The following is a 25,615-nucleotide window of genomic DNA, read 5'->3' on the forward strand; positions in this document are numbered from 1 at the left end:
ACGGTTGGAAACGCGGGAGGTGGTCGCTATAAGCCCGCGACACTCAATCTCCCAACAAGAAGTCAATTCCCATGACCGAACGTACCTTCTCGATCATCAAGCCCGACGCCACGCGCCGCAACCTGACCGGCGCGATCAACGCCGTGATCGAAGGCGCCGGCCTGCGCATCGTGGCCCAGCGCCGCGTCAAGCTGACGACCGAACAAGCCAAGAAATTCTACGAAGTGCACGCCGAGCGCCCGTTCTACGGCGAGCTGGTCGAGCAGATGACGGCCGAGCCGGTCGTCGTTCAGGTGCTGGAAGGCGACAACGCTGTCGCCGCCTATCGTGAAGTCATGGGCGCCACCAACCCGGAGCAGGCCGCCGAAGGCACCATCCGCAAGCAGTTCGCCCTGTCGATCGGTGAAAACTCGGTCCACGGTTCGGACAGCCAGGACAACGCCAAGATCGAGATCGCCCAGTTCTTCACCGACGACCAGATCGTCGGCTAAGCGCTCAAGTCGCGAGGGACCGCGTTCCGAGCGTAGCGCGAGCACAAGGCGCTCAAGTCGCGAGGGACCGCGTTCCGAGCGTAGCGCAGAAAAGAAGAGCTATCCGCGAGCATCAGCTCTCGCATAGCGTGACTATATAGGCCCGCGCCCGGAACCGGACGCGGGCCTTGTCGTTTGGTGGTCATGATCTCGTTCGTCTCCCGGAGAAGACCCATGAAGACCATGATCAAACTGGCCCCCGTCATCGGCGTCGTGGCCCTGCTGGCCGCCTGCGGCCAGACGATGGAACAACGCGCCGCCACCGGCGCCCTGGGCGGCGCCGTCGCCGGCCAGGTCATCGGCGGCAACACGGGTTCGACCGTGGCCGGCGCCGCCATCGGCGCCGTCGCCGGCGCGGCGACCAAGCCCCGCTAAATCCAAGTAGGTCTTCCCGGCGAAAGCCCGGATGACAAAAAGGCCCGGAGCGTTCGCTCCGGGCCTTTTCTACGTCTGACGTCCGGCGCCCTTACCAGATGCGGGCGCGGGCCTCGGGCGCAATATATTCCTTCTGGTCCGGAGAGACGCCGAAGGCCGCGTACCAGGCGTCGATGTTGCGCGGCGAGGTCGCGGCGCGCACCGAACCGGGCGAGTGCGGGTCGGTGGTCAGCTGTTCCTTCAGCGCCGCCTCGCGCGACTTCTCGCGCCAGACCTGCGCCCAGCCCAGGAAGACGCGCTGATCGCCCGTCAGCCCGTCAATGACCGGCGCCGGCTGACCGTTTAGAGACTTGTGATAGGCGTCCAGGGCCAGCAGCAGGCCGCCCAGGTCGGCGATGTTCTCGCCCATCGTCAGGTCGCCGTTGACGTGCACGCCGGGGATCGGCTCCAGCTTGTCATAGATGTCGCCCAGCACCTTGGCGCGCGCCTCGAAGCGGGCGGCGTCTTCCGGCGTCCACCAGTCGCGCAGCACGCCGTCGCCGTCCGACTTGCGGCCCTGATCGTCGAAGCCGTGGGTGATCTCGTGGCCGATGACCGCGCCGATGCCGCCGTAGTTGACGGCCGGGTCCGCGTTCGGATCGAAGAAGGGCGCCTGCAGGATGGCGGCCGGGAAGACGATCTCGTTGCGCGGCGGGTTGTAGTAGGCGTTCACCGTCTGGGGCGTCATGCCCCATTCCAGCGGATCGACCGGCTTGCCGATCTTGCCGCGCTTATAGGCCCATTCGAAGGCCGAGGAGCGCTCGACGTTGCCGTACAGGTCGTCGGCCTTCAGCTCCAAGCCATCATACGAGCGCCACTTGTCGGGATAGCCGATCTTCACGCCGAACTTGGACATCTTGTACAGGGCCTGCTCGCGCGTGGGCTCGCTCATCCAGTCCAGGGTCTTCAGCCGCTCGGTCATGGCGTCGCGGATATTGCCGACCAGGGCTTCCATCTGCGCCTTGGACGAGGCGGGGAAGTGCAGGCGGACGTATTCCTGAGCCAAGACCTCGCCCAACTGACCGTCGACCAGGGCCACGCCCCGGTTCCAGCGGGGACGGTTCTCGGGCTGACCGCGCAGCGTCTTGCCGCGGAAGTCGAAGCGCGCATCGACGAAGGCCTTGGACAGATAGGGGCTGGCCTGATCGACGACATTGAAGGCCTGCCAGGCCTTCAGCGTCTCGATGGGGGTGTCGGCGAACACCTGGGCGATGGCGGGGATGGCGGTGTTTTCCATCAGCACCAGGGTGTCGACGTCCGACACCTGGGCGCCGGCCAGGAATCCGGCCCAGTCGAAGCCGGGAGCCAGGGTCGCCAGGTCCGAGGCCTTGGCCGGGTTGTACAGCTTGTCGATCTGGCGACGCTCGACCGTCGTCCACTGCTTGTCGGCGACCTTGGTTTCGAAGGCCAGGATGTCGGCGGCGGTCTTGGCCGGATCGGCCCAGCCGATGGCGGTCAGGGTGGTCGTCAGATAGGCCAGATAGGCCTCACGCTGGGCGGCGAAGTCGGGCTTCAGATAGTAGTCGCGGTCCGGAAGGCCCAGCGATCCCTGGCCCAGATAGGCCGAGTTCAGATTGGGGTTCTTCAGGTCTTCGAACACGTCGATGCCGAACAGGGAGCCGCCGAAGCCCGAGTGGCTCTCGCCCATCAGGCGCGCCATGCCGGCGTGGTCGGTGACCGCCTTGACGGCGGCGAGGTCGGCGGCCAGCGGCGTCGCGCCCAGCTGCTCGATCTTCGCCTCGTCCATGAAGCTGGCGTACAGGGCGCCGACCTTGCGGGCGTTCTCGTTGGCGGGATTGGCGGCGCTGGTTTCGATGATCGACTTCAGCTGGGACTGGGCGTTCTCATACAGGACGTCGAACGGGCCGAAGCGCGACTTGTCGGCCGGAATCTCGGTCGTGCGCAGATAGGTTCCGTTGGCGTATTCGTTGAAGTCGTCGCCGGGCTTCACCGAGGTGTCCCGACCGGCCAGATCGAAGCCCCAGGCGCCGAAGGGGCTGTGGGCCGCGCCGGCCATGCCGTGCGAATGCTGGTCCGAAGCGCTCTGGGCCGAAGCGTCGTGGGCCGAGGCCGCGCCGCCGGTGAGAGCGACGACGATACAGGCCGAGCAGGCGGCCATCAGACGAATGCGTGTCATGGATAGAGAGGGTCCCGATTGAGGTCGGGCGCACCATTGCGCCGGTGCGGCGGTCTGTCGCATGACGTTTTTGTAATCTTCGCGCCGCTAGCGGCGGGGCAGGTCTCGGCAGAAGTCTGCCAACACCTGCGGGTAGAGCTGATGCTCCGCCGTCTTGACCCGTTCGGCCAGGGCCTCGGCCGTGTCGCCTTCGACGATCGGCACCCGCGCCTGGCCCAGGATCGGACCTTCGTCCACGCCCTCGGTCACCAGATGGACCGTGCAGCCGGCCTTGGCGTCGCCGGCGGCGATCGCACGGGCGTGGGTGTCCAGACCCGGATAGAGGGGCAGCAGGCTGGGGTGAATGTTCAGCATCCGCTCGCGCCAACCGCCGACCAGCCAGGGGGTCAGAACACGCATATAGCCGGCCAGCGCAACGACCTCGACGCCGGCGTCGCGCAGGGCGGCGTCCACCGCCCGCTCATGCGCCTCGCGATCCTTGCCGAACGGTTTGTGCGCCACGGTCGCCGTCGCCACGCCCTTGGCCGCCGCAATCGCCAGTCCGCCCGCGCCCTCGATATTCGACAGCACCAGCACGACCTCATAGCCGCTGTCCGGCGCCTGACCGGCGTCGATCAGCGCCGCCATGTTGGACCCCGCCCCCGAGATCAGGACGGCGACGCGGACGGGCGGGGCGGCTTGGGGCGACATGGCGCCTCGCATGACGGCGCGGGCGACGCTTGGCAAGTTTCAAACGCGATCCGCCCTTGTTGTCCGCTGGATTTGGGCGTTAGCGTGTAACGCTGACCGCATGGCGAGGGGTCGTGGGTCGGCGCGTACAGGGGACCATCGCATGAAGAGACTGATCTGCCTCGCGGCCATCGCCGCGACGCTGAGCGCGCCCGTGGCGGCGCTGGCCCAGGAAAGCGGGACCAACAGCAGCAGCAACAATGGCGGGGGCGCCGCGATGCGATCCGCAACCGACCGGTTCCGCAACGCCAACGCCGAGGCGATCGAAAAGGATTGGGCGCGCGCACCGGTCGAGGAGACCGAGGTCACGACGGCCCATTCGGTCAACGCGCACGGAAAGACCCTGCGCTACAAGGCGACGGCGGGCACCCTGACCATCCGCGATGACGCGGGGATGCCGACCGCCAGCCTGTTCTACACCGCCTATACGCTGGACGGTCAGCCGGTCGGGACGCGGCCTGTGACCTATCTCTACAACGGCGGGCCGGGCTCGCCGACCGTGTGGCTGCATATGGGCTCGTTTGGGCCGATGCGGGTCCAGACCGATGAGCCGACCGTGGTGCGGCCGGCGCCCTTCGCCTTCGGCCCGAACGACCAGACTCTGCTGGATCAGACGGACCTGGTTTTCATCGACATGGTTGGCGCGGGCTTCTCGCGTCCGTTGGGCGAGACGCCAGGCTCGACCTTCTGGGGCGTGGACGGGGACGCCGACGCCTTCGCCCGCGCCATCATGCGCTACACGACCAAGTTCAGCCGCTGGTCCAGCCCGAAATACATCATTGGCGAATCCTACGGCACGCTGCGCACCGGTGCGGTGGCGTTCCAGCTTGAAGATCGCGGGATGTCGCTGAACGGCGTGGTGCTGCTGTCGTCGATCATGAACTACGGCGTGCGTCAGCCTGGGTATCCGCAGAACTTCGTCACCCTGTTGCCGACCTATGCGGCGACGGCCTGGTATCATCGCAAGCTGGCGAACCCGGCCGCGACGGTCGAGGAACAGGTCCAGCGGGCACGCGACTTCGCATTGGGGCCGTATGCCTCGGCTCTGGCCAAGGGGCACATGATCTCTGACGCCGAGCGCGCCGATATCGTGCGCCAGATGAGCGAACTGACCGGCCTGTCGACCACCTTCATCGACAACGCCAATATGCGCGTGGACCTCGGGGCCTTCCGCAAGGAACTGCTGCGCGACCGGCGCCAGACGATCGGGCGGCTGGACACCCGCTACATGGGTCTGGACGAGGATGCGGCGAGCGGCGAGCCGGAGGATGATCCGTCCAGCTCGGCCGTGACGGGGGCCTCTTTCGGCATCTTCCGCGACTATGTGGCAAACGAACTGAACTATAAGACCGACGTCGAATACCGGATGTCGGCGCGCGGTCTGCCCGGCTTCAACTGGAACTGGAGCCACCGTCCGCCGGTCGGAGGCCCGCAAACCACGCCGAACACGGCCATCGATCTGGCCACGGCGATGCGGCGCAATCCGTATCTGAAGGTGATGTCGCTGAACGGCTATTACGACGCCGCCACGCCCTTCTTCTCGACCGAGTTCGACCTCGCGCAGATGATGCTGGAGCCCAGCCTGCGGCCGAACCTGGAGTTCACCTACTATGAGGGCGGGCACATGATGTACCTCAGCCACGACGCCCTGGTGAAGCTGCACGCCGACCTGTCGCGCTTCTACGCCGAGACGGCGAACGGCGGGGCGCGGTAAGCCCCTCGCGAACTGGGAGCGGCTTAGGCCGCTTCCAGTTGTCCGCAGACGAAGGCGACTTCGCCGGCGTTGAGCAGGGCGGCCAAAACTGGCTCGGCATTTTCGGGCGATACGATCAGGATGAAGCCGACGCCGCAGTTGAAGGTGCGGCGCATCTCGTGGTCGCTGATGCCGCCGGTTTCGGCCAGCCACTGGAAGACGGCGGGCATGGGCCAGGCGTTCCAGTCGAAGCGGGCCTGCAGACCCTCGGCGATGCAGCGGGGCGGGTTTTCGATCAAGCCGCCGCCGGTGATGTGGGCCGCGCCCTTGACCAGGCCCGCCTTCATGATCGGCAGGACCGGCTTCACATAGATGCGGGTGGGCTCCATCAGGGCCTGAGCCAGCGAACGGTCCTTGGCGAAGGGGGCGTCGTCGCCCCAGGCCAGGCCGGACTTCTCGACCACCTTGCGCACCAGCGAATAGCCGTTGGAGTGCGGGCCGGTGGAGGCCAGGCCGATGATGACGTCGCCGGCCGCCTGGCAATCCAGATAGGGCAGGGCGTGGCCGCGCTCGACGGCGCCCAGGCTGAAGCCGGCCAGATCGTAGTCGCCTTCGGTGTACATGCCCGGCATTTCGGCGGTCTCGCCGCCGACCAGGGCGCAGCCGGCCTGGCGACAGCCCTCGGCGATGCCGGCGACGACGCGGCGGGCGGCGTCGATCTCAAGCCGGCCGGTCGCGTAATAGTCGAGGAACAGCAGGGGCTCGGCGCCCTGAGCCAACAGGTCGTTGACGCACATGGCGACCAGATCGACGCCGACGCCATCGTGGCGGCCGGTCTCGATCGCGATCTTCAGCTTGGTGCCGACGCCGTCCGTCGTCGTGACGATCAACGGATCTTCGAAGCCGGCGGCCTTGAGGTCGAACAGGGCGCCGAATCCGCCCAGCGAGGGCTCCGATCCGGGGCGCGCCGTCGATTTCGCCAGCGGCTTGATATGTTCGACCAGCATTTCGCCCGCGTCGATGTCCACGCCCGCATCGGCGTAGGTCAGACCGTTTTCGAGAGGCTTTTGGGTGTCGCTCATGGGATCTCGGGCCTGAATCGGGGCGGAAATGCAGCGCGGCTCTTGCCACAGGTAGGATGCGCGGGGCTATAGCATCGGAATGACGCCGATCACCACCACCGAGGCGCTGGCCGATTTCTGCGCCCGCGTAGCCAACGCTCCCTTCATCACGGTCGACACCGAGTTCATGCGGGAAACGACCTATTGGCCGAAGCTCTGCCTGATCCAGGCGGCCTCGGCCGATCACGCCGCCATCATCGACCCGATGGCGGAGGGGCTGGATCTGGAGCCGTTCCTGGACCTGTTGCGCGACGAGAAGATCGTGAAGGTCTTCCACGCCTGTCGCCAGGACGTGGAAATCTTCGTGCGCCTGGGGGCCATGCCCAAGCCGATGTTCGACACCCAGGTCGCCGCCATGGCCGCCGGGTTCGGCGAACAGGTCGCCTATGATTCGCTGGTGCGGCAGATGCTGCGCATCGAGGTGGACAAGGGCAGCCGGTTCACCGACTGGGCGCGCCGGCCGCTGTCGGAGAACCAACTGGTCTATGCGCTGGGCGACGTGACCCATCTGGCGGCGCTTTATCCCAAGCTGCGCGACCGGCTGCAGAAGGAAGGCCGGCTGGAGTGGGTCATGTCGGAGATGGAAAGCCTGACCGATCCGGCCCTCTACGACACCAACCCCGAAAACGCCTGGAAGCGGCTGAAGCCCAAAAAGTTCTCGGCCAAGTATCTGGCGGCGTTCAAGGCCGTCGCCGTCTGGCGCGAGCGGGCGGCGCAGGAGCGTGACCAGCCGCGCGGCCGCATCCTCAAGGACGAAGGCATCGACGAGATCGCCCAACAGACCCCGACGGATATCGAGGCCTTCAATCGCCTGCGCTCGGTGCCGAAGGGTTTCGGCGGTTCACGCCTGGGTCTGGAACTGGCCGAGGAGCTGAAACGGGTTCTGGCCGATCCTGAAGCCTTTGCGCCCGAAATGGAGCGTCCAGCCCACCGCCAGCCGGCCCCGCCGTCGGTCGTGGAGCTGTTGAAGGTGCTGCTGAAGGCCAAGAGCGACAACGCCGGCGTGGCCTCCAAGCTGATCGCCACCGTGTCGGACCTGGAAAAGATCGCGATCAACGACGACGCCGACATCGACGCCATGAAGGGCTGGCGCCGCCAGATCTTCGGCGAGGACGCGCTGAAGCTGAAGCGCGGCGAGATCGCTCTGGTGCTGAACGGCGCGAGGGTGGAAGTCGTCGAGATCGAATAGGGGCGAGCGTCTCCTCCCATGCAATGGGAGGAGACGGGTTGATCGCCTTAGATCTTCAGCCCCAGGTCCATCGCCTCGGCGAGGGCCTTGGCGCGCTTTTTGGTCTGTTCGCCCAGGAGGACGTCGGCGTAGCCTTCGGTCGCGGTCAGGCGCAGGTCGCCGCCTTTGACCTTGGCGGCGGCATTGGCCATCAGCTGGGGCGATCGCCCGGACAGATCGCAGGCCAGACGGATCGCCAGGCCGATGGCGCGGGCGCGTTTGGCGGCGGCGGCGTCGAGCAGGCGGTCGATGACCTCTGGCTGAGGCGTGGCGGGCGCGCCGCCGTAGCGGGCGTTCATGGCGCTGGCCAAAAAGGCGCGTTCGGTATGGCTGATGCCCGCGACGGGCGCGCGCAGCACCTGGTCGAAAACAAGCTCCAGCCTGTGATCAGGGTGCAGCCGCGCGCCCAGGTCCGCCAGACGGCAGGCGGCGCTAACCAGCACGGCGTCGCGTTTCTCGCCGAACACCTCGGGCAGGGCGGCGACGATTTCGGAAATCCAGCCGTTCAGCGCGCCGGGCAGGGCGGGGGCCACGCCCTGACGACCGCCCAGGGCAGTGCAACCGGCCAGAAGCGGATCGGCCGTGCGCGTCGCCTCGTCCAGCGTCTCGAACAGCAGGCCCTCGCGCACGCCCCAGGCCGACATCTCGATCTGTTTGAGACCCAGATGTTTGATCAACGCCTCGAGCACCAGGCCGGCGTAGGGCAGGGTCTCGGCGCGCTTCTTCGACACGCCGGGCAGTTTGGCCAGGCTGGCCGCCGACTGCTGCGCCACCAGACGTGCGGTCTCCAACGCCTCATCGGCCGACATCTGATACTGATGCACGACCTTCAGCGGATAGGATTTCAAACCCATATGGACCTGGGCCAAGGTGCGCCAGGCGCCGCCGACGGCGTAGAGGCGCTCGCTCTTGAACTGGGCTGCGACCGGTTTCAGGGCCTGATCGATACGGGCCTTGATGCGCTCGGCGTCGAAGGCCTTGCCGTCAGCCAGAGCAAACGGACCCAGCGGCAGGGTCAGGCCGTTCTCGACGCCGTCTCCGTTCAGCAGGGTCAGCTCCAGACTGGCGCCGCCCATGTCGGCCGAGACGCCGTGAGCCAGGGGGGCGCCGGCCAATACGCCCATGGCCGCATATTTGGCCTCTTCCTCACCCGACAGGACGCGGATCTGGAGGCCGGTCTCGGCGGCGACCCGTTCACAGAACTCCGGCCCGTCCAGGGCTTCACGCACGGCGGCGGTGGCGGCGATCAGGGTCGCGTCCGGCCGCACGCCTTCCAGAACGGCGGCGAAACGGCGCAACGCCGTCATCGCCATCACCACGCCCTCGGGCGACAGCTTGCGGGTCGTTGGCAGGTCGCGGCCCAGGCCGGCCAGAACCTTCTCATTATAGACGGTCCAGATCGCGCGGCCTTCCAGCCGGTACAGGACCAGGCGAACCGAGTTTGAACCGATGTCGATCGCGGCGATGTCGCGATCGGTAAGCGCGATGTCGGGCATCAGCGGCCTGGACGCTCGTAGCGCAGGACGGCGGGCAGGCTCTTGGCCTTGCGGCCGCGCCCAGACAGGCTGGGATTGGTCATGAAGTATTTGTGGGCCGAGAAGGGCCGCTCAGGATCGGCGGGCGTAACGCGTGTATAACGCCCTTCGGCGTCCAGCACCCAGCTTTGTGCATCGTCCTTCAGATTGGCGACCATGATCTGGTCCAGCACCTGATCGTGGACGGTGGCGTTGCGGATCGGCGTCATCAGCTCGACCCGGCGATCCAGGTTGCGGGTCATCCAGTCGGCCGAGGAGATGAAGACCTTGGCCTTGTCGTGCGGCAGGTCCTTGCCGTTGGCGAAGCAGACGATGCGGCTGTGTTCCAGGAAGCGGCCGACGATCGACTTGACCCGGATATTCTCGGACAGACCCGGCACGCCGGGACGCAGGCAGCAGATGCCGCGCACGACCAGATCGATACGCACGCCCCACTGGCTGGCTCGGTACAGGGCGTCGATGATCTCGACGTCGACCAGGGCGTTCAGCTTGACCCAGATGGCGGCGGGCTTGCCCATGGCGGCGGCCGACATCTCCTTGCCGATCAGTTCGATCAGCGTGGCCTTCATGTTCAGCGGCGAGACGACCAGGGCTTCGAGGTGGTCCGGCGTCGCATAGCCGGTGATGTAGTTGAACACCCGCGTCGCATCGCGCCCCAGGACGGGGTCGCAGGAGAACAGCGACAGGTCCGTGTAAACCTTGGCCGTCACGGGGTGATAGTTGCCGGTGCCGAAGTGGCAGTAGGTGCGCAGGCCCTCGCCCTCGCGCCGGACCACGACGCTGACCTTGGCGTGGGTCTTGTATTCGACGAAGCCGAAGACGACGTGGACGCCGGCCCGCTCCATCGCCCGCGCCCAGCGCAGATTGGCCTCTTCGTCGAAGCGGGCCTTCAGTTCGACCAGGGCGGTGACGTTCTTGCCGTTCTCGGCCGCCTCGATCAGGGCGGCGACGATGGGGCTGTCCTTGGACGTGCGGTACAGCGTCTGTTTGATGGCGATGACGTTGGGATCGCGCGCGGCCTGGCGCAGAAACTGAACCACCACGTCGAAGCTCTCGAACGGATGGTGGATCAGCAGATCCTTTTCGCGAATGGCCGCGAAGACGTCGCCGCCATTGTCGCGGACGCGTTCGGGATAGCGGGGTTCATAGCCCTTGAACTTCAGGTCCGGGTGGCCGCCGGGAATCAGGTCCGACAGCTGGGCCAGGCCCAGCATGCCGTCGACCAGAACCACGTCCTGGGGCGCGGCTTCCAGCTCGCCGACGATGAAATCGCGCAGATCGACAGGCATGGACGCCTCGATCTTGACCCGCACCACCGAGCCCAGACGACGCTGCTTCAGCGCTTCCTCGAACTCCAGGACCAGGTCCTCGGCCTCTTCCTCGATCTCGATGTCCGAGTCGCGGATCAGACGCAGAACACCCTTTTCCTGAACCTCGCAGCCGGGGAACAGGTGGTCGATGAACAGCAGCAGCACGTTTTCCAGCGTGATGAACCGCTTGTGCCCCGGCGTGGAGCGGCCGTCGGTCGGCAGTTCCCAGAAGCGGCGCACCTGGGTCGGCACCGGCACCAGGGCGTAGAAGGTCTTGGTCTCGCCCTTGCGCTTCAGCTTCAGCGCCAGGGAGAAGCCGAGGTTGGGCAGGAAGGGGAAGGGGTGCGCCGGGTCGATGGCGAGCGGCGTCAGGACGGCGAAGAGCTGGTTCAGGAACTCGGGTTCCAGGCGCTCGCGCTCGGTCTTGGTGATCTTCTGGCGATCGACGATCTCGATGCCGGCGACGGTCAGCTCCTTCTTCAGCTGGCGCCAGCGCAGCTGTTGTTCGGCCATCAGCTCGCCGGCGGCGATGTTGATCCGCTCAAGCTGTTCGGCTGGGGTCAGGCCGTCGGCGGACAAGACGCGCAGGCGTTCGCGCAATTGGCCCTTCAGGCCGGCGACCCGGGTCATGAAGAACTCGTCCAGATTATTGGCCGAGATGGACAGGAACCGCAGCCGCTCCAGCAGCGGGTGGTTGGGATTGGCCGCTTCTTCCAGCACGCGTTCGTTGAACGCCAGCCATGAGGTTTCGCGATTGAAGAACCGGCTGGGCGAAGCCATCAGCTCTTCGCTCAGCGCGAGTTGGGGGGCGCGAGAGGCGGGAACCTCTTCGCCTCGGGTGTCGTCGTGGATCGCGGCGTCGGTCATGAACCGGTTCTCGCGCGCGTGTGTGACGGCCGCAAGCGGGCGCCGAGAAAATGTCGCGGGTCAGTCGGCGGCGGCGTCCATGGCGTCCAGCACCTGACGCGCCAGAACGCGCGTGACCGGGCGGTGGAGGGCGTCCAGACGTTCGACTACGGCGGCGGCGGTTTCGGCCGAGCGGTCCAGGCGGCGGACCAGATAGTCGATCACGTCGTCGGACGGGGTGATGCTGCGTTCGGCGAAGCGGGCGCGCAGGATGGCCGACAGGACCGCGTCGTCGGGCGCGGCGATGGCCACGGCGCGCACGGCGTCCAGCCGCGAACGCAGATCGGGCAGATCGACCGACCACTGGCGCGGGGCCGAGCGCGACACCAAAAGCAGGGCGCCCCCGCCGGAGTTGGCCAGGTTGATCAGATGAAACAGGCTTTCGTCGTCGGCGTCCGCAGCCCGGTCCAGCAGGACCGGCCGGCCTTCCAGTTCCAGCGGATCGATCAGCGCGGCCTCGGCGCCGTTCAGCGGCACGGCGCCGACCCGCTCGGCCCAGTCGGCGGCGAGGCGGCTCTTGCCCGATCCTGGGGGGCCGTGCAGCGCCAGCACCGCGCCCACGCCGTCGGGCCAGCGGGCCAGAACGCGCACGGCCTCGGCGTTGCTGTCGGACGTCACGAAGGCCTCGCCCGCAACCGGCCGCTCCAGCGGCAGACGCAGCTGTTCGGTCGTCGTCGGGGGCAGGGCGCTCAGCGCGGACATGCGCCTGTCATAGCAGAGCCCGGCGTTAACCGCGTCAGGCCCGCGCTGTTGGTTGCGGGGAGCGAACCGCGCCCCTGTGGATGAAATCAGGCGAATTCGACCAGGGCGGGGTTCAGCTTGCCGGCCTTGAACTCGATCACCGTGTAATCGGCCAGGCCGTGGACCTGGAACGGATCGTCCTTCAGCAGGGTCTCCAGCTCTTGCTTGGTCCCGCCGCTGCGCACCACCAGAATGCCGCCGGTGCGTGGGACCATCGGCCCGGCGGCGATGATCAGGCCGCTGGCGACATGCTGATCCAGCCACGCGCGATGCTCGACCGTCCGCTCCTCGATGGCTTCGATGGGCTGGGTGTAGGTGATGGTGACGATGAACATGGGGGCCTCGGGCGGGATGAAGCGTCAGATATCATGCGCGGCGGCAGGCTTTGCAACGGCTGAAACCTTGACTTTCCGGGGCGATGATGCGCCCTACGCCGCTTCGATTTCGGGCGCCGACGGCGTCGGATTCCACCGCCCAGAGACTCCAGACGGTTCGTTTCATGCACGCCTATCGCTCTCACACCTGCGGCGCCCTGCGCGCCTCTGACGCTGGTTCCGCTGTTCGCCTGTCGGGCTGGGTTCACCGCAAGCGCGACCACGGCGGTCTGCTGTTCATCGACCTGCGCGATCACTACGGCCTGACGCAGCTGGTTCTGCACCCCGAGACGCCGGGCTTCGCCGCCGTGGAGCGTCTGCGCGCCGAGAGCGTGATCAAGGTCGATGGCGAAGTGGTCGCCCGCGACGCGTCCGTGGTGAACCCCAACCTGCCGACCGGCGAGGTCGAGGTGCGCGTCCAGGGCGTCGAGGTGCTGTCGGAAGCCGCCGAACTGCCGATGCCGGTCTTTGGGGATCAGGAATATCCCGAGGATATCCGCCTGGCCAACCGCTTCCTGGATCTGCGCCGCGAGCGACTGCACAAGAACATCGTGCTGCGCTCCAAGGTGATTTCCTCGATCCGCCGTCGCATGGTCGATCAGGGCTTCCTGGAGTATCAGACGCCGATCCTGACGGCCTCGTCGCCGGAAGGCGCGCGCGACTTCCTGGTGCCGTCGCGACTGCATCCGGGCAAGTTCTATGCGCTGCCCCAGGCGCCGCAGCAGTTCAAACAGCTGCTGATGGTGTCGGGCTTCGACCGCTACTTCCAGATCGCGCCGTGCTTCCGTGACGAGGACCTGCGCGCCGACCGGTCGCTGGAGTTCTACCAGCTCGACGTCGAGATGAGCTTCGTCACCCAAGAAGATGTCTTCGCCGCCATCGAGCCGCTGATGCACGGCGTGTTCGAGGAGTTCGGCGAGGGCAAGCCGGTCTCGGCCATCGACGGCGTCCATACCTTCACGAACGACTTCGGCGAGACGTTCGAGCACAAGGGTTTCGAGCGCCTGACCTACGCCCAGTCGATGGCGTGGTACGGTTCGGACAAGCCGGACCTGCGCAACCCGATCAAGATGCAGGTGGTGTCGGATCACTTCCGCGACGGCGGCTTCGGCCTGTTCGCCAAGATCCTGGGCGCGGACGACAAGAACGCCGTCTGGGCCATTCCGGCCCCCACGGGCGGTTCGCGCGCCTTTTGCGATCGCATGAACAGTTGGGCGCAGGGCGAGGGCCAGCCGGGCTTGGGCTATATCTTCTGGTCCGAGGACCAGGGCGCCTGGGGCGGCCCGATCGCCAAGAACCTGGGCCAGGAACCGACCGAGGCCCTGATGTCGTCGCTGGGTCTGGGGCAGGGCGACGCCGCCTTCTTCGTCGCCGGCCTGCCTGCGACCTTCGCCAAGTTCGCCGGCCTGGCCCGCACTCGCGTGGGCGCCGAGCTGAAGCTGGTGGACGAAGACCAGTTCAAATTCTGCTGGATCGTCGACTTCCCCATGTTCGAATGGTCGGAAGAAGAGAAGAAGGTCGACTTCAGCCACAATCCCTTCTCCATGCCGCAGGGCGGGCTGGAGGCTCTGGAGAACCAGGATCCGCTGACCATCCGCGCCTATCAGTACGACATCGTCTGCAACGGCTATGAGCTGTGCTCGGGCGCCATTCGGAACCACAAGGCCGAGATCATGCTGAAGGCGTTCCAGATCGCCGGCTACGACGCCTCGGTGGTCGAGGAGCAGTTCGGCGGCATGTTGAACGCCTTCCGCTTCGGCGCCCCGCCGCACGGCGGCCTGGCCCCCGGCATCGACCGGATCGTCATGCTGCTGGCCGGCGAGACGGCCATCCGTGAGGTCATCGCCTTCCCGCTGAACCAGCAGGGCGAAGATCTGCTGATGAACGCCCCGACCGAGGCCGAGGAGCGCCAGCTGAAGGATGTCCACATCCGCACGGCCCTGCCGATCAAGGTGTGATCGGCGAGGTCTGATCAAAGACGAAAAGGGGGGACGCTTCGCGGCGTCCCCCTTTTTTGTGCTCGCGCCCAAGGCGAGCACGATTGCCTGCAACCGCTGACCGGGATTTACGTTCGGATCGGACGTTAATCTTTCGGCAACCAAATGCGACGCGCCATTCGACTGGGTATCTTCATCGGCACCGTGCTGGGCATGAGCGCCTGTGCGACCCAGTATGACGCCAACGGCCGGCCGGTTTCGGGCGCTTACGGCTCGGTCGAAGCCGGGCGAACGGGCTGAGCGCAAAGGAAAACGTGGCGCTGGTCGCGATCCTGCCCTAATGTAGCGTTGCGGACGCCGTCTGTCGCGCCGCGTCGGTCCCCAAAACCCCCTAGATGTTACTCATCGCTATTGCTGTCGTTCTGCTCCTGGTGGTGCTCAACGGCTTGTTCGCCATGACTGAATTGGCGGTTGTCTCCTCGCGGAAATCCAAGCTGCAGGCGAGGGCGGAACGGGGCGACCGGGGGGCCCGGGCGGCGCTGAAACTGTCGGAAGAACCGACTCAGTTCCTGTCCGCGGTCCAGGTGGGCATCACCCTGATCGGCATTCTGGCGGGCGCCTATGGTCAGGCGACCATCGCGGGCGAGCTGGATCGCATTCTGGAAGTCGCCTTCCCGGCGCTGGCGCAATACACCGAATTCTTCGCGACCGCCGTGGTGGTCGTGTGCATCACCTATGTCTCGCTGATCATCGGCGAACTGGTGCCCAAGCGCCTGGCGCTGATCTTCCCCGAGACGGTGGCGTCCAAGATGGCCAAGCCCATCTCGACGCTGGCGGTCGTGCTGAAGCCCTTCGTCCTGCTGCTGACCGCCTCGACCTCGGGCATTCTGAAGCTGCTGGGCGTCAAGGATCGCGACGGATCGGACGTGACCCAGGAAGAGGTGGCGACCATCCTGGCCGAGGGCACCTCGGCCGGTCTGATCGAACCGGAAGAGCAGGAGATGATCGAGGAGATCATGCGCCTGGGCGACCGTCCGGTGCGGGTGGCCATGACGCCGCGCCACGAGGTGTTCTGGATCGCCCTGGACGACCCCGAGGAGGTGGTGCGCGAGGAAATCCGCACCTGCCCTTATTCGCGCATCGTCGTGGCGCGCGAGAACGACGTCGATAATCCGCTCGGCCTGGTGCACAAGAAGGACCTGCTGGACGCCCTTCTGACGACCGGCAAGATCGATGTGGAGCCGCTGGTCGCCGAGCCGGCCTTTATTCCTCAGTCGACATCGGTGCTGAAGGCGCTGGAAATCCTGAAGGGCTCGCGGGTCCACATGGCCTTCATCGTCGACGAATACGGCGCCTTCGAAGGCGTGGTGACGGCGACCGACATTCTGGAGATGATCGCCGGCGACTTCGACGAGGGCCATGACGAAGAGCAGGCCTGGATCCATCAACGCGCGGACGGCACCTGGCTGGTGGACGGCCAGACCGACCTTGATGACCTTGCCGACACCCTGGGCGAAGACTTCGGCGAGCATGAAGGCTTCCACACCGTCGCCGGCCTGATTCTGCACCAGATCTCGCGCGTCCCGGACGAGGGCGAGGTGCTGCAGGTGGGTCGATTCGAGGTCGAGGTCGTGGATATGGACGACCGCCGTATCGACAAGCTGATCTTCAAGGAACTGGTGAAGGCCGAGGACGAGCGGGACGCCATCGCCGCGCATCTGGAAGACTGATCGCAAGTGTCACATCGCCCTTGAAATGGCGGGCGGTGTCGGGCATACGCCCCCCTCTGGCGAACGCACGGACCTCTCGGGTTTGCGCGGTAGTCTAGGAGTTTAGCTCAGCTGGTAGAGCACCGGTCTCCAAAACCGGGGGTCGTGGGTTCGAGTCCCCCAACTCCTGCCAATCCCCCCTGTCGCTTCCGGATGGGACTTCCCATCTGGGGCGACAGGAACAATTGTGTGAAGAGCAACTGATGGCCAAGGCCAAAACTCCCGGCAAGCGGCCTCAAGGCAGCGCGAAGCCCCAGATGGGCGCCAAGCCTCAGGCGGCCGGCGCCGCCGCCATCACGGTCGATTCGCCCGAGCCCAAGAAGCCCCGCACCAGCCCCGGCCAGTTCCTGAGCCAGGTGCGCGCCGAAGGCCGCAAGATCGTCTGGCCCAGCCGCAAGGAGACCTGGATCACCTCGGTGATGGTCTTCATCATGGTCATTATCGCCTCGATCTTCTTCTGGATCGTGGACACTGGCCTGGGCTACGCCTTCCGCTACATCATCGCTCTCGGATCCTGAGAAAGACGTGCCCATGACCGATGCAGCGCCCGCAAAGCCCGCCAATCCGCGCCACAAGTGGTACATCGTCAACGCCTACTCGAACTTCGAGAAGAAGGTCGCCGAGCAGCTGCGTGATCAGGCCAAGCAACAGGGCCTGGAAGACGCCTTCTCCGAAATTCTGGTGCCGACCGAGGACGTCGTCGAGATCCGTCGCGGCCGCAAGGTGAACTCGGAACGCAAGTTCTTCCCCGGCTATGTGCTGGTGAAGATGGAAATGACCGACCAGGCCTATCACCTGGTCAAGAACACGCCGAAGGTCACGGGCTTCCTGGGCGCCGCGGGCGGCACCAAGCCGCTGCCGGTCTCCGAGCGTGAAGTTCAGAACATCATCGGCGCCGTGGAAGAGGGCGTCGAGCGTCCCAAGCCCACCATCCGCTTCGACATCGGCGAGAAGGTCAAGGTCATCGACGGCCCGTTCGCCAGCTTCGACGGTTCGGTCGAGAGCGTGGACGAAGAACACGCCCGCCTGCGCGTCGCCGTGTCCATCTTCGGCCGCGCCACGCCGGTCGAACTGGAATACGCCCAGGTGGAGAAGGTCGCGGGCTGAGGCTCACGCCCCTGTCGAGATTTAAGCCGCGTCCGAAAGGGCGCGGCTTTTTCGTTTCTGCGGCGAGGGCGGGGCGGTGCGTTGCCTTTCCAGCCCCCCTCTGTTACACGCGCGCCTTCGCTCGGCGGGCCTTCGGTTCGTGGAGCGTCAAATCCGTGGGAGGCAGCCATGCCGCACCACGGCTCACCGGTCCCGGATCACGTCTGGGGTCATTCATAGGAGAGACCAATGGCCAAGAAGATTCTCGGCTATATCAAGCTGCAAGTGCCGGCCGGTTCGGCCACGCCTTCGCCCCCGATCGGCCCGGCTCTGGGTCAGCGCGGCGTGAACATCATGGGCTTCTGCAAGGAGTTCAACGCGCGCACCGAGAAGGAAGCCAAGGGCACCCCGCTTCCGACCGTGATCACCGTCTATCAGGACAAGTCGTTCACCTTCATCACCAAGACGCCGCCGGCGACCTGGTACCTGAAGCAGGCCACGGGCCTGAAGTCGGGTTCGAAGCTGGTCGGCCGTGAAGTCGCCGGCAAGATCACGCAGGCGCAACTGCGCGAGATCGCCGAAAAGAAGATGAAGGATCTGAACGCCAACGACCTCGACGCGGCGGCCAAGATCATCGAAGGCTCCGCCCGCGCGATGGGCCTCGAAGTGGTGGAGGGCTAAACCATGGCCAAGCAAACCAAGGCCTTCAAGGCCCGCACCGGCGTGACCCAGGACCTGCTGCCGTTCTCCGACGCCATCAAGCTGGCCAAGGAAAACGCCAAGGCCAAGTTCGACGAGTCGCTGGAAATCTCGGTCAACCTGGGCGTCGATCCGCGTCACGCCGACCAACAGGTCCGTGGCGTCGTCAACCTGCCGTCGGGCACCGGCCGTGACGTTCGCGTCGCCGTCTTCGCCAAGGACGCCAAGGCCGCCGAAGCCACCGCAGCCGGCGCCGAACACGTCGGCGCCGAAGATCTGTACGAAAAGATCGCCGGCGGCTTCATGGAGTTCGACCGCGTGATCGCGTCGCCGGACATGATGGCCCTGGTCGGCCGTCTGGGTAAGGTGCTGGGCCCGCGCGGCCTGATGCCGAACCCCAAGGTCGGCACCGTGACCCCGAACGTGGCCCAGGCCGTCAAGGACGCCAAGGGCGGCGCCGTGGAGTTCCGCGTCGAGAAGGCGGGCATCGTCCACGCCGGCATCGGCAAGGTCTCGTTCACCCAGGATGCTCTGGAAGCCAACGTGAAGGCCATCGTGGACGCCCTGGTGCGTTCCAAGCCGTCGGGCGCCAAGGGCACCTATGTGAAGCGCATCAGCCTGTCCTCGACGATGGGCCCGGGCTTCAAGGTCGACCCGGCCTCGCTGGGCGCCTAAGTCGAAAGACAGGCCACACTGAAGAACGGCGGGGAGCGATCCCCGCCGTTTTTTCTTGCCCGGATCAGTAGGCGGCGGTGAAGCGGGCGCGGCTGTGCTTGGGGTTTTCCAGTTCGTCGACCATAGCGATGGCGTAGTCGGAGAAGCCGATCTTGCTGTCGCCGTTGGCGTCCACGACCAGTTGGTCGGTCCCGGTGCGATAGCGGCCCAGTCGCGGCGTTTCCTCGATCAGGGCGGCGGGGGAGAAGAAGGTCCAGTCGATGTCCGTTTCCTGACGCAGGTCGTCCAGGAAGGTCAGGCCGCCCTTGGCGATGGGCTTCCATTCGGCCGGAAACTGCGGCGTGTCGAACAAGAGGACGCCGGGCGCGACCTCCAGGCTGGCGGCGCCGCCGGTGACGAGCAGGCGCGGGACGCCGGCGGTCTTCAGCGCGCCCAGGATCGTCGCGGCGGGAATATCGAAGTGCAGGGCGCTGATGACCGCGTCCGAGCCCTCGATCAGGTCGGCGAGCGCGGCGGTGTCAGAGGCGTCGCCGGCGACAGGCGTGACGCCGGTGGCGCTCGGGATCGCCTCAGGCTTGCGGGCGATGGCGGTGACCGTGTGACCGCGCGCGGCCAGTTCCTTGGTGATTTCCGAACCGGCGCGACCGCTGGCGCCGAGAACTGCGACTTTCATGGAAGGCTCCTTTGGGTATCCAATGGATACCAGGTGCGATATGAAACACGCCCATGCAAGACGGCACCTTTCAGACACCTGGTCACCTTCCAGAAACCTGGCTGCGCGGCGATGTGTTCGCAGCGAACTGTCCGACGCGCCAACTGCTGGACCGCATCGCCGACAAGTGGAGCACCCTGATCCTGATCGTGCTGGGAGAGGGGCCGATCCGCTTCAACGCCCTGAAGCAGCGGGTTGATGGGGTGTCGCAGAAGATGCTGAGCCAGACGCTGAAATCGCTGGAGCGCGACGGGCTGGTGTCACGCTCCGTCGTGCCGACCGTGCCGGTGTCGGTGACCTATGCGGTCACGCCGCTGGGCCGAACCCTGATGGCGGCGATGCAATCGATGATCGACTGGGCCGAGACCCGGATGCCGGAAGTCGCGGCCGCACAAATGGCCTACGATCAGCGATCCTGCGACGCCCACTGACTTTTTTATCGCGTGCGGCGAACGGCCACGCTCGACCCGCGTTCCTGTCGCGACCTTGAAGGGGGCGATATGTTCGGACTGGGAAAACTGATGGGCGACAAGCCTGGTGTGGGCGGCCACGACCCGTGGAAGGGGCGCCTCGCGTTCGGCGCCATCGTGCTGGTGGCGGCCTATTTCGCGGTCCAGCTGATCGTGACCTTGCAGACGCTATGGCTGCTGATCTTCGGGGCCATCGTGGTGTCGGTGATCCTGCGCGCCCTGGCCGATCCTATCGTGCGCTGGCTGAAGGCGCCGGATCCGCTGGCCGTCTTTCTGTCGCTGCTGATCGTGATCGCGGTGCTGGCAGGCGTGCTGACCCTGTTCGGAACCCAGATCACCGAACAGGTCGTGGCCCTGTCGGCCGTGGTGCCGCAAGGGTGGGAGCAGGTTCAGTCCTGGATCCAGGCCCAACCCTATGCCGCGCAGTTGCTGGAACAGTTGCAGGGGCTGGGCGGCCGCGCCGGTCAGGCGTTGCAGGTGGCGCAGAAGTTCGCCCTGGGTCTCGCATCGGGCGTCACGACCCTGGTTCTGGTCGTGGTCGCGGGCGTCTTCCTGGCGATCGAACCCGCCAAGTCGCGCGAGGGGCTGCTGTCCATGCTGCCCATGGATCGGCGGCCGCGAATGCGCGAAGTGCTGAACAGCTGCGGCAAGGCGCTGAAGGGCTGGCTGAAGGCGCAGCTGTTCTCGATGGTCCTGGTCGGAACGCTGACCGGCGTCGGTTTGGCCATCATCGGCGTGCCGTCGGCGCTGGGGCTGGGTCTGCTGACGGGACTGGCGCAGTTCGTGCCGATCGTGGGACCCATCGTCTCCACCGTGCCGGCCGTGCTGGTGGGGGCGACGCAAGGGTGGCAGACGGCCCTGATGACGCTGGCGCTGTATGTCGTTGTGTCCCAACTGGAAAGCAACTTCATCACGCCTATGGTGCAGAAGAACGTGGCCAATCTGCCCGTCGTTCTTGGCATCTTCGCCGTGGTGGGCATCGGCACCCTGTTCGGGCCGCTTGGCGTACTGTTCGCCACGCCGCTGGCGCTGGTGCTGCACACCCTGATCACCATGCTGTATCGTCAGGACGTGCTGGGCGATCCCAAGGCCAAGGCGCCCGGCGAGAAATAAATGGGACCGTCCGTGGTCTGACAACTTGACGCAGCCGTCGCGATCCCGTTTCGAGGGCGGCCGCGACCGGCAGACCTGGAACCAGACGTGAAGATTGGGCGAGCGCCAGCACGAATCGTCAGGACCGCTCACGCGATGGGCGAGGGCTGAGGCGTGGCCCAGGCCCGGTCGAAACGCACCACCCGCTCCGAGACCCGGCAGGTCGCGGCCCTGCCATGGCGGCTGGAGGACGGCGAGCGTCGCATCCTGATGATCACCTCGCGCGAAACGCGACGCTGGGTGATCCCCAAGGGCGGGCGGATGGTCGGCAAGACCGATCCCGAGGCCGCCGCCCAGGAGGCGATGGAGGAGGCGGGGGTCAAGGGGGATGTCGACACCCAGTCCATCGGCGTCTTCCGCTACGCCAAGGGTTTGAAAGACGGCGGCGTGCGCCAGTGCGTGGTGTCGGTCTATCCGCTCGAAGTGCTGATCCAGATGGGCGCCTGGCCCGAAGCGCATCAGCGCGAGCGCCGCTGGATGAGCCTGAGCGAGGCGGCGGATCTGGTTCATGAGCCCGACCTGGCCGCGCTGATCCGCGACTTCGACGCCACGCCGCTGGAAGATTAAGCAACCGTCGGTCGAATTCGACTGGCCTGCGGGCCTGAGCCTTCCGATAAGAGGGCGGGGGAGGCCATCATGATCATCACACGCAAACTGGCGCTGGCCGCGTCGCTGGGTCTGGCGCTGGGTCTGAGCGCGACAGGCGCGCACGCGCAGGCGGAGGCTCAATCCGATACAATTGTCGTCACGCGCGTCGAGCCGGCGCCGCAGGATGCCGGCCTGGCGCGCCGCAGCGCCCTGGCGCGCGAACTAATCGACCTGTCCGTCGGCCCGAACTTCATGAAGGAGTTCGAGCGCTTCATGGTCACGCAGATGGGCGAACTGGATAAGAAGGGCGGCGAAGAAGCGATTTGGGTGCGCACCAACATGCCGTCCATGGCGAGCAGAATGATCGAGCGGTTCATGGATGACTTGGCCCCGATCTACGGCTCCGTCTTCACCGAAGAAGAACTCGTCGCTCAGATCGCATTTTATCGCACGGCTGTCGGGCGCTCTGTCGCAGCCAAGACGATATCCTTGAGCATGGCCTCACAGGAGGTCGAGACCGCAGCGATGACGAACCTTCTGGAGGAGTTCGAGAGCAAATATTGCGCCCGGTTCGACTGTGGCGAGTCTGAGCAGACCGGCGCCAAGCCCAGCCGGCGTTAAGCCGGGTTGATTTCCAGCGGCGGCGCCTGTAAGAGCGCCGCTTCCCGTCGGAGGTTCATCTTCTGACGGTCCTGTCCGAGAACTTCGGGGCGTGGGGGTCACCCAGGCCATAACTGTCAGAGAGCCCTCTGACGCCGTGGGGAGATGGGGACGCGACCTTGCGCTGTCAGCCCGCATTCCGGGATGGACGACGTCGGACGCATCCTTCGGACAATAAGACCGGCCAGACGTTTCGCAGCGATGCGACGCGCTTTGGCCAATCCGTCGTCGGGAATAAGCCCGGCGGCGAATACCAAGACTGGAGACCGCAATGGATCGCGCTCAAAAAGCCGAGTCTATCGAATCGCTCAAGGGCGTTTTCGCCGACGCCGGCAGCGTGGTCGTGACCCACAACCTGGGTCTGACCGTTGCGGAAATGGAAGATCTGCGTGGCCGTCTTCGTAAAGAAGGCGGCGCGTTCAAGGTGGTCAAGAACCGCCTGGCGCTGAAGGCGCTCGAAGCCGAGGAAGGCAGCGAATACCACAACCTGTTCAAGGGTCCCGTGGGCATCGCCTATTCCGAGAACCCCGGTACGGCCGCCAAGGTCGCCACCGAGTTCGCCAAGGGCAACGATCGTTTCAAGATCGTCGGCGGCTTCATGGGCTCGACCATCGTCGACCAAAAGGGCGTGGACGCACTGTCCAAGCTCCCGACGCTCGACGAGGTTCGCGGTCAGCTCATCGGCCTGCTCAACGCGCCTGCGACCCGTATCGCCGGCGTGCTGCAAGCACCCGCCGGTCAGCTGGCTCGCGTTTTCAACGCCTACGCCACCAAGGAAGCCGCGTAAGCGGCCCAGCCTTTCATCTCTGCATCACTCTCTAAAACCAATCCTCCGAAGGAAAACTGACAATGGCTGACCTCGCCAAGATCGTCGAAGACCTGTCCGCTCTGACCGTCCTCGAAGCTGCTGAACTCTCCAAGCTGCTGGAAGAAAAGTGGGGCGTCAGCGCCGCTGCTCCGGTCGCCATGGCTGCTCCGGCCGCCGGCGGCGGCGCTCCGGCTGAAGCTGCCGAAGAGCAAACCGAATTCACCGTCGTCCTGGTCGACGGCGGCGACAAGAAGATCAACGTGATCAAGGAAGTCCGCGGCGTCCGTTCGGACCTGGGTCTGAAGGAAGCCAAGGACCTGGTCGAAGGCGCTCCGCAGAACGTCGTCGAGAACGTCTCCAAGCAACAAGCCGACGAAATCGCAAAGAAGCTGACGGAAGCCGGCGCCAAGGTCCAGATCAAGTAAGATCTGACTTTCGGCATTTGCTGAAGATCGGAAAGGCCCGGCGGGAAACCGCCGGGTCTTTTTCTTTTGGGGCCTACCGCAAGCTTTTGCTGGGCCTATCGCGCTTCGCGCTACTTGAGGCCGGGCGCTACTTGAGGCCGGGCGCTGGTGTGGTGCGTGGAGCGCTCAGCGCTGCGGGCGGGTGCGGGCGGCGAAGAAGGCCCATAGGGCGTCGTTGTCGGCGACCCAGCTGTGGCCGCCGCCTGAGGTGATGCGGCCCACCACGTCGGCGCCGTCGCGGCAGGCGGCGTGGCCCTCTTCATAGACCTTGTCGGCGATCCAGCGGGTGTCGCGCACCTGGGTGCAGCCGTTCAACTGGGCCCAGCGCTGTTCGGCGGCATGCATGGTGTAGCTCCAATAGCCTGCACCGCCGCCCTGGATCGGATTGGTGGTGTCGGCGTCGCCGGCGAAGGCGATGACCGGCATGGGCCGCGAAGGGCGGCAGGTGGCGGGATCCGGCTCCTGCGGGCGGTCCTTTCTGGGATTGCCGGCGCGCAAGCCGACGACCGGGGCGATGGCGGCGAAACGGTCAGCGGCGACGCAACCCAGCCAGGACGCCATGCGCCCGCCGCCCGACAGGCCCGTCGCATAGACGCGGCCGTCATCGACGCATCCCTGGTCGGCCAGATAATCGATGGCGCCCGTCAGATATGCGACGTCGTCCGCATCGCCGGGACCGGGGACCGCGCCGGTGACGGTCGGCACACCGGGGATGTTCCAGACGAAACCTTGATCGATCGGAATGCCGGCGTCGGGCGCGGCGACGATGAAGCCGTGCCGATCCGCCGCCTCCGCCAAGCCGGAAGACGCCAGCATCTTCTCTCCCGTGCCGCCGCTGCCGTGCAGCAGGAAGACCAGAGGCGCCGGCTTTGCAGGGTCGAAACCAGCAGGCAGGTGGATCCGCATGGTGCGTCCGGTGCGGCCGACGGCGACGGCCTGGGTCGCGCCCGCCTGTCCGATGTTGCAGGGGCCGGCCGCCTGCGCCGACGGGCTGAAGATCATCAGGCCCATCAGGGCGGCGAACAGACCGAACCAAGGCTTCATGCGACGTCGTCTCCGCTGATCGAGGCCGGCAGGGTGGGATGTTTTCGGCATCGAGGCCAGTCTTGAGCGGCGCCGTGCGGCTTCCCATCTGTGGACACCCCAAGACGGAGCCATCCCCTATGAAAATTCTGTTGGTGCTGACGTCGCACGATCAACTCGGCGACACGGGCAAGAAGACCGGCTTCTGGCTGGAAGAACTGGCGGCGCCCTATTACGCGCTGAAGGATGCGGGCGCGGAGATCGTGCTGGCCTCGCCCAAGGGCGGTCAGCCGCCGCTGGACCCCAAGAGCGACGACCCCGACGCCCAGACCGACGATACGCGCCGGTTCAAGGCCGACCCCGAAGCCCAGGCCGCGTTGGCCTCGACCGTCGTCCTGTCGTCGGTGAAGGCCGAGGACTTCGACGCCGTCTTCTATCCCGGCGGACACGGACCGCTGTGGGACCTGGCGAACGACGCCGACTCCATCGCCCTGATCGAGGCCTTCGCCAAGGCGGACAAGCCGACCGGCTTCGTCTGTCATGCGCCCGGCGTGCTGAAGTCGGTGAACGGGCCGGACGGCAAGCCGCTGGTCAACGGTCGCAAGGTGACCGGCTTCACCAACTCCGAAGAGGAGGCCGTGGGCCTGACCGATGTGGTGCCGTTCCTGGTCGAGAACGTGCTGACCGCCAACGGCGGCGACTACTCCAAGGGGCCGGACTGGGGCTCCTATGTGTTGACCGACGGCAAGCTGGTGACCGGGCAGAACCCTGGCTCTTCGCACGCGGCGGCCGAGGCGCTGCTGAAGCTGTTGAAGTAAGGGTCGTGTCTCCTCCCCGCGAGGCGGGGAGGAGAC

Annotated in this window: 27 protein-coding genes and 1 tRNA gene; 19 read left to right on the plus strand and 9 right to left on the minus strand. The window is 66.1% G+C overall.

Going from position 1 to position 25,615, the window contains the following annotated elements:
• Positions 1–71 precede the first annotated feature (71 nt).
• Positions 72–491, plus strand: a complete 420-nt coding sequence (ndk, locus tag HF680_RS02170) for a nucleoside-diphosphate kinase (protein ID WP_017504672.1) — start codon at positions 72–74, stop codon at positions 489–491.
• 213 nt (positions 492–704) lie between these two features.
• A complete protein-coding gene (locus tag HF680_RS02175) occupies positions 705–905 on the plus strand; it encodes a YMGG-like glycine zipper-containing protein (protein ID WP_017504673.1) in 201 nt (66 codons plus the stop codon).
• A gap of 91 nt (positions 906–996) precedes the next feature.
• On the opposite strand, the gene HF680_RS02180 is transcribed toward HF680_RS02175, so the two are convergent.
• The gene (locus tag HF680_RS02180; RefSeq protein WP_185223945.1) at positions 997–3,081 is read right to left on the minus strand and encodes a M13 family metallopeptidase; all 2,085 of its coding nucleotides are present in this window, start codon (positions 3,079–3,081) and stop codon (positions 997–999) included.
• A gap of 87 nt (positions 3,082–3,168) precedes the next feature.
• Positions 3,169–3,771, minus strand: a complete 603-nt coding sequence (gene purN, locus HF680_RS02185; RefSeq protein WP_235968810.1) for a phosphoribosylglycinamide formyltransferase — start codon at positions 3,769–3,771, stop codon at positions 3,169–3,171.
• 142 nt (positions 3,772–3,913) lie between these two features.
• Between purN and HF680_RS02190 the strand changes: the two genes are divergently transcribed.
• A complete protein-coding gene (locus HF680_RS02190) occupies positions 3,914–5,524 on the plus strand; it encodes a S10 family peptidase (protein WP_185223946.1) in 1,611 nt (536 codons plus the stop codon).
• A gap of 23 nt (positions 5,525–5,547) precedes the next feature.
• Here HF680_RS02190 and purM read toward each other — a convergent pair whose 3' ends face one another.
• Complete coding sequence (purM, locus tag HF680_RS02195; protein ID WP_185223947.1) at positions 5,548–6,585, minus strand: phosphoribosylformylglycinamidine cyclo-ligase; 1,038 nt, start codon at positions 6,583–6,585, stop codon at positions 5,548–5,550.
• Positions 6,586–6,664: 79 nt separating this feature from the next.
• On the opposite strand from purM, the gene rnd reads away from it, so the two are divergent.
• Positions 6,665–7,813 (plus strand): ribonuclease D, encoded by a 1,149-nt coding sequence (rnd, locus tag HF680_RS02200; protein ID WP_185223948.1) that lies wholly within the window; start codon positions 6,665–6,667, stop codon positions 7,811–7,813.
• Between the two features lie 47 nt (positions 7,814–7,860).
• Here the strand turns inward: rnd and HF680_RS02205 are convergent, their stop codons facing one another.
• From HF680_RS02205 to HF680_RS02220, 4 genes are all read right to left on the minus strand, one after another.
• Positions 7,861–9,348: a Ppx/GppA phosphatase family protein gene (locus tag HF680_RS02205; RefSeq protein WP_185223949.1), complete on the minus strand. Its 1,488-nt coding sequence runs from the start codon at positions 9,346–9,348 to the stop codon at positions 7,861–7,863.
• Positions 9,348–11,564, minus strand: coding sequence for an RNA degradosome polyphosphate kinase (locus HF680_RS02210; RefSeq protein ID WP_055804537.1), 2,217 nt, complete (start codon positions 11,562–11,564; stop codon positions 9,348–9,350). Before HF680_RS02210 ends, HF680_RS02205 begins: the two co-directional genes overlap by 1 nt.
• Positions 11,565–11,624: 60 nt before the next feature.
• Positions 11,625–12,305 carry a P-loop NTPase family protein gene (locus tag HF680_RS02215; protein ID WP_185223950.1) on the minus strand — a complete coding sequence of 227 codons (681 nt, stop codon included), beginning with the start codon at positions 12,303–12,305 and terminating at the stop codon, positions 11,625–11,627.
• Positions 12,306–12,391: 86 nt separating this feature from the next.
• Positions 12,392–12,679: a YciI family protein gene (locus HF680_RS02220; protein WP_045810057.1), complete on the minus strand. Its 288-nt coding sequence runs from the start codon at positions 12,677–12,679 to the stop codon at positions 12,392–12,394.
• A 164-nt stretch (positions 12,680–12,843) separates the two neighbouring features.
• Between HF680_RS02220 and aspS the strand changes: the two genes are divergently transcribed.
• The 8 genes from aspS (at position 12,844) to rplA (ending at position 18,884) form a co-directional block, all read left to right on the plus strand.
• Positions 12,844–14,676, plus strand: coding sequence for an aspartate--tRNA ligase (gene aspS, locus HF680_RS02225; protein ID WP_045810056.1), 1,833 nt, complete (start codon positions 12,844–12,846; stop codon positions 14,674–14,676).
• Positions 14,677–14,820: 144 nt separating this feature from the next.
• On the plus strand, positions 14,821–14,955 hold the full coding sequence (locus tag HF680_RS16130; RefSeq protein WP_255360388.1) for a hypothetical protein: 135 nt from the start codon (positions 14,821–14,823) through the stop codon (positions 14,953–14,955).
• 95 nt (positions 14,956–15,050) lie between these two features.
• Positions 15,051–16,385, plus strand: coding sequence for a hemolysin family protein (locus HF680_RS02230; protein ID WP_185223951.1), 1,335 nt, complete (start codon positions 15,051–15,053; stop codon positions 16,383–16,385).
• A 96-nt stretch (positions 16,386–16,481) separates the two neighbouring features.
• Positions 16,482–16,557: transfer RNA gene (locus HF680_RS02235), tRNA-Trp, on the plus strand.
• A 70-nt stretch (positions 16,558–16,627) separates the two neighbouring features.
• Positions 16,628–16,942, plus strand: a complete 315-nt coding sequence (secE, locus tag HF680_RS02240) for a preprotein translocase subunit SecE (protein WP_017506693.1) — start codon at positions 16,628–16,630, stop codon at positions 16,940–16,942.
• 13 nt (positions 16,943–16,955) lie between these two features.
• Positions 16,956–17,531: a transcription termination/antitermination protein NusG gene (nusG, locus tag HF680_RS02245; RefSeq protein ID WP_017506694.1), complete on the plus strand. Its 576-nt coding sequence runs from the start codon at positions 16,956–16,958 to the stop codon at positions 17,529–17,531.
• Between the two features lie 228 nt (positions 17,532–17,759).
• The gene (rplK, locus tag HF680_RS02250; RefSeq protein WP_008259841.1) at positions 17,760–18,191 is read left to right on the plus strand and encodes a 50S ribosomal protein L11; all 432 of its coding nucleotides are present in this window, start codon (positions 17,760–17,762) and stop codon (positions 18,189–18,191) included.
• A 3-nt stretch (positions 18,192–18,194) separates the two neighbouring features.
• Positions 18,195–18,884, plus strand: a complete 690-nt coding sequence (gene rplA / locus HF680_RS02255) for a 50S ribosomal protein L1 (protein WP_017506695.1) — start codon at positions 18,195–18,197, stop codon at positions 18,882–18,884.
• 64 nt (positions 18,885–18,948) lie between these two features.
• Here the strand turns inward: rplA and HF680_RS02260 are convergent, their stop codons facing one another.
• Entirely contained in the window at positions 18,949–19,557 is a 609-nt protein-coding gene (locus HF680_RS02260; protein ID WP_185223952.1) for an NAD(P)-dependent oxidoreductase, read from the minus strand.
• A 53-nt stretch (positions 19,558–19,610) separates the two neighbouring features.
• On the opposite strand from HF680_RS02260, the gene HF680_RS02265 reads away from it, so the two are divergent.
• The 6 genes from HF680_RS02265 (at position 19,611) to rplL (ending at position 23,699) form a co-directional block, all read left to right on the plus strand.
• The gene (locus HF680_RS02265; RefSeq protein WP_185223953.1) at positions 19,611–20,027 is read left to right on the plus strand and encodes a winged helix-turn-helix transcriptional regulator; all 417 of its coding nucleotides are present in this window, start codon (positions 19,611–19,613) and stop codon (positions 20,025–20,027) included.
• A gap of 90 nt (positions 20,028–20,117) precedes the next feature.
• On the plus strand, positions 20,118–21,179 hold the full coding sequence (locus HF680_RS02270) for an AI-2E family transporter (protein WP_055805391.1): 1,062 nt from the start codon (positions 20,118–20,120) through the stop codon (positions 21,177–21,179).
• 153 nt (positions 21,180–21,332) lie between these two features.
• Positions 21,333–21,785 carry an NUDIX hydrolase gene (locus HF680_RS02275; RefSeq protein ID WP_185223954.1) on the plus strand — a complete coding sequence of 151 codons (453 nt, stop codon included), beginning with the start codon at positions 21,333–21,335 and terminating at the stop codon, positions 21,783–21,785.
• 69 nt (positions 21,786–21,854) lie between these two features.
• Positions 21,855–22,427, plus strand: coding sequence for a DUF2059 domain-containing protein (locus tag HF680_RS02280; RefSeq protein WP_185223955.1), 573 nt, complete (start codon positions 21,855–21,857; stop codon positions 22,425–22,427).
• Between the two features lie 310 nt (positions 22,428–22,737).
• The gene (gene rplJ / locus HF680_RS02285) at positions 22,738–23,253 is read left to right on the plus strand and encodes a 50S ribosomal protein L10 (RefSeq protein ID WP_039248433.1); all 516 of its coding nucleotides are present in this window, start codon (positions 22,738–22,740) and stop codon (positions 23,251–23,253) included.
• A 62-nt stretch (positions 23,254–23,315) separates the two neighbouring features.
• Positions 23,316–23,699 (plus strand): 50S ribosomal protein L7/L12, encoded by a 384-nt coding sequence (rplL, locus tag HF680_RS02290; protein WP_039248437.1) that lies wholly within the window; start codon positions 23,316–23,318, stop codon positions 23,697–23,699.
• Positions 23,700–23,864: 165 nt separating this feature from the next.
• Here rplL and HF680_RS02295 read toward each other — a convergent pair whose 3' ends face one another.
• Positions 23,865–24,782 (minus strand): alpha/beta hydrolase family esterase, encoded by a 918-nt coding sequence (locus tag HF680_RS02295; protein WP_185223956.1) that lies wholly within the window; start codon positions 24,780–24,782, stop codon positions 23,865–23,867.
• A gap of 119 nt (positions 24,783–24,901) precedes the next feature.
• On the opposite strand from HF680_RS02295, the gene HF680_RS02300 reads away from it, so the two are divergent.
• Complete coding sequence (locus HF680_RS02300) at positions 24,902–25,579, plus strand: type 1 glutamine amidotransferase domain-containing protein (RefSeq protein ID WP_055804574.1); 678 nt, start codon at positions 24,902–24,904, stop codon at positions 25,577–25,579.
• Positions 25,580–25,615 lie beyond the last annotated feature (36 nt).

The organism is Brevundimonas huaxiensis, assembly GCF_014218725.1.
GTDB lineage: Bacteria > Pseudomonadota > Alphaproteobacteria > Caulobacterales > Caulobacteraceae > Brevundimonas > Brevundimonas huaxiensis.